This window comes from Nonomuraea sp. JJY05 (assembly GCF_043496855.1).
GTDB lineage: Bacteria > Actinomycetota > Actinomycetes > Streptosporangiales > Streptosporangiaceae > Nonomuraea.
The window spans coordinates 156,841-165,412 of record NZ_JBIEIS010000030.1; the positions used below are offsets into that span (position 1 = coordinate 156,841).

Sequence of the window (8,572 nt, forward strand, 5' to 3'; positions counted from 1 at the left end):
CCGGCTGCGTACCGCCATCGTGCTGTGGCAGGTCCGGGCGACCAAAATCCCGCGCGAGCCGGCTCGATCACGAACACTCGCGCGACACCATGGGTTATGGGACGAAAGCCCCCCGGGGTGTTCGCCACTCTTGGGTGCGTCATCCCACCCCTCCGCCCGCACCACCAGGGCCCTCGTAGCTCGACCCCGGCGACAACGCCGCAGTCGACAGTGACGCGCACCCTGGCGAGGGCCCAGCACGGACTCTGGATCGTTTCCTCTACTCCTGGCCCAGAGCAGGGAAAACCCGATCTCAGCCGAGATCGGACACGCGTTCACGCCGCTGCGCCTGGATCCCGACGACGGCACGTGCGTGAAGGGACCGTGGTCCCAGTGGGTCGAGCTGACCTGTCGCCGCACGGCCTCCACGCAGCGATCCCGCGCAGCTCGCCGCACCCTGATATGCCCTCTTCATGGCCTACGCTGACACAATGGCCGACATGACCGGATGGGACCCGAAAGCGGACCTCCACCGTTACCTCAGGACCGCCCGCGAGTCCCTTCTGTGGAAACTCGACGGCCTGTCCGAGTACGACATCCGCCGCCCCCATACCCCGACCGGCACCAACCTCCTCGGCCTGGTCAAACACCTGGCCAGCGTCGAGTTCGGCTACTTCGGCGACACTTTCGGCCGCTCGTCCGGCGAGCCGATGCCCTGGTTCGAGGATGGCGCCGAGCCGAACGCCGACATGTGGGCGACCCCGGACGAGTCCCGCGAGCAGATGATCGCCCTCTACCACCGCGCCTGGGCCCACGCGGACGCCACGATCGAGGAGCTGCCTCTGGACGCGACCGGCCATGTCGCCTGGTGGCCGGCCGACAGCAACACGGTCTCCCTGCACCGCATCCTCGTCCACGTGATCGCCGAGACCAACCGCCACGCCGGGCACGCCGACATCGTCCGCGAGCTGATCGACGGCGCCGCCGGCCGCCACAGCCACGACCGCCTGCCGAACGCCGATGATGACTCATGGTGGACGGACTACCGCGAACGCCTCGAACAAGCCGCCCGGAAGGCCGCCGAGAACCAGCCGCAAGGCACATGACAGCGCCCGAGCGCAGGAACTGGCTCTCGCACTGCCGCGCGACCCGGTAAGCGAGCAGGACACAACGAACGGCCGCGATCCTCGTGGCGGGGTCTTCGGCGAGCGCTCAAGCTTCGGCCGCCTGGCAAGCGAGCCACCGCTCTCGGGTGATCGCGTACTCGACCTCACCGAGATCGCTGCCGGGGAGCGGCTCGTCCCACTCCATGTGGAACGTACGGACATGCTCCATGCCGAGTGCGGTCATGGTCGCACGGGAGGCGGTGTTGACCGCCATGGTCTCGGCGAAGATGCGGGACAGTCGGAGATCTTCGAAGCCGTGTCGAATGAGCTCGCGGGCTCCCTCGCTGGCCAATCCCTGGCGCCAGTAACGACGCAGGATCCGGTAGCCGAGCTCGGCCTGCCCTTCGACCGGCCCTTGATCGATGCGCTCCGGCGGCTCCAGGATCCACCAGCCGACGAACCGCCCGTCGACGAACCCGGCCCAGAAACCCAGTCCCGCAACGTGACCCGCGACCGCGAGCCGCTGCCCATGGAGGACCTCGACCTCCTCACGGCTACGAGCACGGCCGTTGCCGAGGTACCGCATGACCTCGGGGTCAGCGTCGAGCTCGATCTCGTGTTCGAGGTGTTCGTCGGACAGCGGGACAAGCTCGATGCGGTCGGTGCGGAGTTTCGCCTGAGACATGGGCTGCATTCTCGCGCACGAGCCACTTGCCGGTCATTCGAGTTTCGACCAGCGCTCTGCCCGTCGCGCTGTGCCTGCCAATAATTACATCCACCCAGGTCATGCCCCCTGCGAGGGCTTCACGTGGCGCACACCGCCCAGCTGCGGGACTGCAACGGCCAGACCAACCAGCAGTGGACGCGGACCTCAGCAGGACAGCCGAAGCTCTACGGCAGTGCCTGGACGCCGCAGGCACGGGGAACGGCGCCAAGATCCAGCTCTACAGCCGCTGGGGCGGTAGCAACCAGAAGTGGGCCTACAAGCGCGGACACCTCAACCACTCGGGGACGAAACTTAATTAAGATCAATTAGGGCCCTCGGCCACGTCGGCAGCACAGCCGTTGGCGGCAGCGGGTTGCCTACTGCGGCGACCGAGCAGCGCCAGGCGCAAGGTGATCACCCGCGTCTCGACTCCAGGTCAGCAACTTAACTCGCGATCTGTCGCAAATTACCCCATTGCCACCGCGTAACTTCTATGAAACTTTCACATGCACGAGCAGTACCGTGCGATCTCGCTGGAGGCAAAACTCCAGGCGGAAAGGCGTCCGGATGGCGACGCCCAGGTCGGTGAGGGCGCCCCTCGTTGACGCCGGGCCTGACCGTCGGATGTACTCCGCGACAACGCGCTCAAACGGAGCAGGCCACACAGCTCTCTGCAGGAATCGGGTGTCAGCGCCAACAGGCTGCCCCTCTGCGATTCAGTAACGGAGCCCTGGATGTCCCCTCTCATTACCCGCGACGGCACAGGAACCACGACCGCCACGGTTCCGCCCACGAGCGAGTTGTTAGCGCTAACACCTCGCCTGAGAGCGACCTGTTCGAGGGCCTGACCCGGTGCACACGTGACCGGCGGACGCCGGTCACCGCCCCCCACCTCCAAGGAGCTCCGCATGTCCTTGAGCCGTCGTCAGCTCTTCCAAGCCACAGGCGCGACCGCCGCCCTCACGGTCGCCGGCCAGATAGCGGGCCCATCCCCCGCCCTGGCCGCGGTCCCCTGGGCCAGATCCGACATCGGCGTCTCGGCCTACGAGTTCGACCTCGGCCAGGTCCGGCTGACCTCCGGCCGTTGGCTGGACAACCAGAACCGCACCCTGAGCTACCTGCGCTTGGTCGATGTCGACCGGCTGCTGTACGTCTTCCGGGCCAACCACCGGCTGTCCACCAACGGCGCGGCGGCCAACGGCGGCTGGGACGCGCCCAGCTTCCCGTTCCGGTCCCACATGCAGGGCCACTTCCTGACGGCGTGGGCGCAGGCCTACGCCGTGCTCGGCGACATGACCTGCCGGGACAAGGCCGCCTACATGGTGGCCGAACTGGCCAGATGCCAGGCCAACAACGGCGCCGCCGGATTCACCAGCGGCTACCTGTCCGGTTTCCCCGAGTCCGACATCACGGCCGTGGAGAACCGCACCCTGACCAACGGCAACGTGCCCTACTACTGCATCCACAAGACCTTGGCCGGGCTGCTGGACGTCTGGCGGCTGATCGGCAACACCCAGGCCAGGACCGTGCTGCTGGCCCTGGCCGGGTGGGTGGACACCCGCACGTCGCGGCTCACCTCAAGCCGGCTGCAGGCCATGCTCGGCACCGAGTTCGGCGGCATGAACGCCGTGCTCACGGACCTGTACCAGATGACCGGCGACTCCCGCTGGCTGACCACGGCCCAGCGGTTCGACCACGCGGCCGTCTTCGACCCGCTGGCCTCAGGCCAGGACCGGCTCAACGGGTTGCACGCCAACACGCAGGTGCCCAAGTGGATCGGGGCGGCCCGCGAGTACAAGGCGACGGGCACCACCCGCTACCGCGACATCGCCGCCAACGCCTGGTCCATCACCGTCGGCGCGCACACGTACGCGAACGGCTCCAACAGCCAGGCCGAGCACTTCCGCGCCCCCAACGCGATCGCCGCTTACCTGACGAGGGACACCGGCGAGGCGTGCAACACCTACAACATGCTCAAGCTGACCCGTGAGCTGTGGCTGCTGTCGCCGGCCCGGGCCGACTACTTCGACTACTACGAGAACGCCTTGCTCAACCATCTGCTCGGGCAGCAGAACCCGGCAGACGCACACGGGCACGTCACCTACTTCACCCCGCTCAACCCCGGGGGACGGCGGGGCGTCGGCCCGGCCTGGGGCGGCGGCACCTGGAGCACGGACTACAACTCCTTCTGGTGCTGCCAGGGCACCGGCATCGAGACCAACACCAAGCTGATGGACTCGATCTACTTCCACAACGGCACCACCCTGTTCGTGAACCTGTTCGCGCCCTCCACGCTCAACTGGAGCCAGCGCGGCATCATGGTCACCCAGACAACCTCCTACCCGGTCGGCGACACCACGTCGCTGCAGGTCACCGGCAACGTGAGCGGATCGTGGGCGATGCGCGTCCGCATCCCGGCCTGGGCCCAGGGCGCGACGATCAGCGTCAACGGAGTCCAGCAGGACATCGCCACGACGCCGGGCGCCTACGCCGACCTCAGCCGGTCGTGGGCGGCGGGCGACACCGTGACCGTGCGGCTGCCCATGCGCGTGGTCATGAAGGCCACCAACGACAACCCAGACGTGCAAGCCGTCACCTACGGCCCGGTCGTGTTGTCGGGCGATTACGGTAACACCGGCCTGTCGTCGGCCCCGGCACTGAGCCCCTCATCGATCACCCGCACCAGCACCTCCTCCCTGACCTTCACGGCCACGGCCAACGGGGCGTCGGTGCGGCTGGGGCCGTTCTACGACGCTCACGATCACAACTACGTCGTCTACTGGAACACCGGCGGCCAGAGCGGTGCCGGCGCGGCGAGCTTCCGGCTGATCAACGCGGCCAGCGGGCTGGCCCTCGGCATCCAGAACATGTCCACCGCCGACGGCGGCCTGGCCCTCCAGTGGACCGACAACGGCACCGCCGACCACGACTGGGTACCGGTCGTCGACGGCAGTGCCCTGCGCTTCCGCAACGTGCACAGCGGCAAGGTGCTCGGCGTCGAGAACATGTCGACCGCCGACAACGCCCGGGTGCTCCAGTGGGGTGACACCGGCACCGCCGACCATCGCTGGACGATCATCGACGTCGGCGACGGCTCCGTCAAGCTCCGCAACGTCCACAGCTCCAAGCTGCTCGGCATCCAGAACGGCTCCAGCGCCAACGGCGCCCAGGTGGTCCAGGACTCCGACAACGGCAGCGCGGACAACCAGTGGCGATTCATGCCCAACGGCGCGCGGCGTATCCAGAACGTGGGAACCGGGATGGTGCTCGGCGTCACCGACATGTCCACGGCCGACGGCGCGCTCGTCGTCCAGTGGGGCGACACCGGCACCGCCGACCACCTGTGGACGGCGATCGCCGACACCGGCGGCTACCTGCGGCTGCGCAACTCGGCCAGCCAGAAGGTGCTGGGCGTGGAGAACAGCGGCACCGCTTCCGGGTCACGCGTCGTGCAGTGGGCCGACAACGGCACCGCCGACCACCGCTGGCGGCTGCGCCACGGGTCGGGCGCCGCCTTCCGCATCCAGTGCGCCAACGGCGGCCGGGTCCTCGGCCTCGGCGGGACGTCCCAGGGCGCCCAGGTCGTGCTCGCCGACGACAACGGCTCGAACAACAACCTCTGGAGGTTCCTGTGAGGCGCGTGCTCGCGGTGCTCTCGTGCCTGCTTCTCGTGGGCGTGTCACTCACGCCCCAGGCATCAGCAGCGACAGTCGACACCAACGCGTGGTACGTCCTGGTCAACCGCAACAGCGGCAAAGCCCTGGACGTCTACAACCTGTCCACCGCCGACGGCGGCCGCATCACCCAATGGACCCGCAACAACGGCAACCAGCAACAATGGCAGTTCGTCGACTCCGGCGGCGGCTACTACCGCGTCAAATCCCGCCACTCCGGCAAGGTCCTCGACGTCTACAACCTCTCCACCGCCAACGGCGGCGCCATCGTGCAATGGGCCGACGGCAACGGCACCAACCAGCAATGGCGCCTGGCCGACAGCACAGACGGCTACGTAAGGCTCATCTCCCGCCACAGCAACAAGGCCCTGGAAGTCCAGGGCGCCTCCACCGCCGACGGCGCCAACATCGTCCAGTACGACGACTGGGGCGGCACCAACCAGCAATGGCAACTCGTCCCGGTCGGCAACGACCCGACTCCGGGCGGCGACTACACCAACCCGGTCGTCTGGCAGGACTTCGCCGACGGCGACATCATCCGGGTCGGCGACGCCTATTACTACTCGGCCTCGACGATGCACTACTCGCCGGGCGCGCCGATCCTGCGCTCCTACAACCTGGTCGACTGGGAGTACGCCGGACATTCGGTGCCGAGACTCGACTTCAACTCGGGCGCCTACGACCTCAACGGCGGCCGGGCGTACGTGAAGGGCATCTGGGCCTCGAGCCTGAACTACCGGCCCGGCAACAGCACCTACTACTGGATCGGCTGCGTCGAGTTCAACCGGACCTACGTCTACACGGCCTCAGCCGTCGACGGCACGTGGACCAAGCGCTCGCAGATCAACAACTGCTACTACGACGCCGGCCTGCTGATCGACACCGACGACACCATGTACGTCGCCTACGGCAACAGCACCATCAGCGTGGCCCAGCTCTCCCCCGACGGGCTCAGCCAGGTGCGCGCCCAGCAGGTGTTCCAGACCCCGAGCAACGTCGGCACCCTGGAAGGCTCCCGCTTCTACAAGCGCAACGGCTACTACTACATCTGGCTGACCCGCCCCGCCAACGGCCAGTACGTGCTCCGCTCCACCTCGCCGTGGGGTCCGTACGAGATGCGGCAGGTCCTGCTCAACATGCCCGGTCCCATCTCCGGCGGCGGAGTCCCCCACCAAGGCGGGCTCGTCCAGACCCAGAACGGCGCCTGGTACTACATGTCGTTCGTCGACGCCTACCCCGGCGGCCGGGTCCCGGCGCTCGCGCCGATCACCTGGACCAATGACTGGCCGACCGTGCAGACCGTCAACGGCGGCTGGGGCGTCAACTACCCGAAGCCGAACATCCAGACCAGCCGGACCGTGGCGTCCATGATCGGCCCCGACACCTTCACCTCGGGCAGCCTCGGGCACCGCTGGGAGTGGAACCACAACCCCGACACCAGCCGCTTCTCCACCGGCAACGGCCTGCGCCTGCAGACCGCGACCGTCACAGGCGACCTCTACAACGCCCGCAACACGCTGACCCACCGCATCCAGGGCCCGTCGTCGACGGCGACGATCGAGCTCGACTACTCGCAGATGGCCAACGGCGACCGCGCCGGGCTGGCCATGCTGCGCGACCAGTCGGCCTGGATCGGCGTCAAACGCGACAACGGCGTCAACCGGGTCGTGATGACCAACGGGCTGACCATGAACAGCTCGTGGCAGACCACCGGCACCGGCACCGAGGCGGCCGGCGCGAACATCTCGGGCGGCCGGATCTGGTTGCGGGTCAACGCCGACATCCGGCCGGGGTCCGGCAGGCAGGCCCGCTTCTCCTACAGCACCGACGGCAGCACCTTCGTGAGCCTCGGCCCGGCCTTCACGTTGAACAACGCCTGGCAGTTCTTCATGGGCTACCGCTTCGGGATCTTCAACTACGCCACCCAGTCCCTCGGCGGCGCGGTGACCGTGCGCCGCTTCGACCTCACGACCCCCTGAGACGACACGTCGGCACAGGAAGGCAACCACCAGGAATGGCAACTCGTCCAAGTCGGATAAATCGGAGCAAATCATGAAATTAAGGTCCCTATCCGTTCTCGCGGCGGTGGTCACCTTACTGGCGAGCCTGTTCGCCGCCCTTCAGACTCAGTCCGCCAACGCGGCCACCGTCGACACCAACGCGTGGTACGTCCTGGTCAACCGCAACAGCGGCAAAGCCCTGGACGTCTACAACCTGTCCACCGCCGACGGCGGCCGCATCACCCAATGGACCCGCAACAACGGCAACCAGCAACAATGGCAGTTCGTCGACTCCGGCGGCGGCTACTACCGCGTCAAATCCCGCCACTCCGGCAAGGTCCTCGACGTCTACAACCTCTCCACCGCCAACGGCGGCGCCATCGTGCAATGGGCCGACGGCAACGGCACCAACCAGCAATGGCGCCTGGCCGACAGCACAGACGGCTACGTAAGGCTCATCTCCCGCCACAGCAACAAGGCCCTGGAAGTCCAGGGCGCCTCCACCGCCGACGGCGCCAACATCGTCCAGTACGACGACTGGGGCGGCACCAACCAGCAATGGCAACTCGTCCCGGTCGACGGCGGCGGCAACCCCGGTCAATGCGATCTGCCGTCGACATACCGCTGGACCTCGACAGGCCCGCTGGCGACCCCGAAGTCGGGCTGGGTCTCCCTCAAGGACTTCACCGTCGCCCCCTACAACGGCAGGCACCTCGTCTACGCCACGACGCACGACACGGGGACCAGGTGGGGCTCGATGAACTTCAGCCTCTTCACCAACTGGTCCGACATGGCCTCGGCCAGCCAGAACACGATGTCCTCCGCCACCGTCGCACCCACGCTCTTCTACTTCGCCCCCAAGAACATCTGGGTGCTGGCCTACCAGTGGGGCGGCACCGCCTTCTCCTACAGGACCTCCAGCGACCCCACCAATCCGAACGGCTGGTCATCGCAGCAGACACTCTTCTCCGGAAGCATCTCCGGCTCCGGAACAGGACCCATCGACCAGACGCTCATCGGTGACAGCACGAACATGTACCTGTTCTTCGCCGGGGACAACGGCAAGATCTACCGGGCCAGCATGCCCATCGGGAACTTCCCGGGCAG

5 protein-coding genes are annotated in these 8,572 nt (G+C 67.3%); 4 read left to right on the forward strand and 1 reads right to left on the reverse strand.

Annotation, left to right across the window (positions count from 1 at the left end):
• Positions 1 to 479 precede the first annotated feature (479 nt).
• Positions 480 to 1,085 carry a DinB family protein gene (locus ACFKCF_RS39000; RefSeq protein ID WP_394500325.1) on the forward strand — a complete coding sequence of 202 codons (606 nt, stop codon included), beginning with the start codon at positions 480 to 482 and terminating at the stop codon, positions 1,083 to 1,085.
• 106 nt (positions 1,086 to 1,191) lie between these two features.
• On the opposite strand, the gene ACFKCF_RS39005 is transcribed toward ACFKCF_RS39000, so the two are convergent.
• Entirely contained in the window at positions 1,192 to 1,770 is a 579-nt protein-coding gene (locus ACFKCF_RS39005; RefSeq protein WP_394500326.1) for a GNAT family N-acetyltransferase, read from the reverse strand.
• Between the two features lie 929 nt (positions 1,771 to 2,699).
• Between ACFKCF_RS39005 and ACFKCF_RS39010 the strand changes: the two genes are divergently transcribed.
• The 3 genes from ACFKCF_RS39010 to ACFKCF_RS39020 form a co-directional block, all read left to right on the forward strand.
• Entirely contained in the window at positions 2,700 to 5,426 is a 2,727-nt protein-coding gene (locus tag ACFKCF_RS39010) for a beta-L-arabinofuranosidase domain-containing protein (protein WP_394500327.1), read from the forward strand.
• The gene (locus ACFKCF_RS39015) at positions 5,423 to 7,444 is read left to right on the forward strand and encodes a family 43 glycosylhydrolase (protein WP_394500328.1); all 2,022 of its coding nucleotides are present in this window, start codon (positions 5,423 to 5,425) and stop codon (positions 7,442 to 7,444) included. Before ACFKCF_RS39010 ends, ACFKCF_RS39015 begins: the two co-directional genes overlap by 4 nt.
• Before the next feature lie 106 nt (positions 7,445 to 7,550).
• A partial coding sequence (locus tag ACFKCF_RS39020; protein ID WP_394500329.1) for a non-reducing end alpha-L-arabinofuranosidase family hydrolase occupies positions 7,551 to 8,572 on the forward strand: 1,022 nt, incomplete at its 3' end.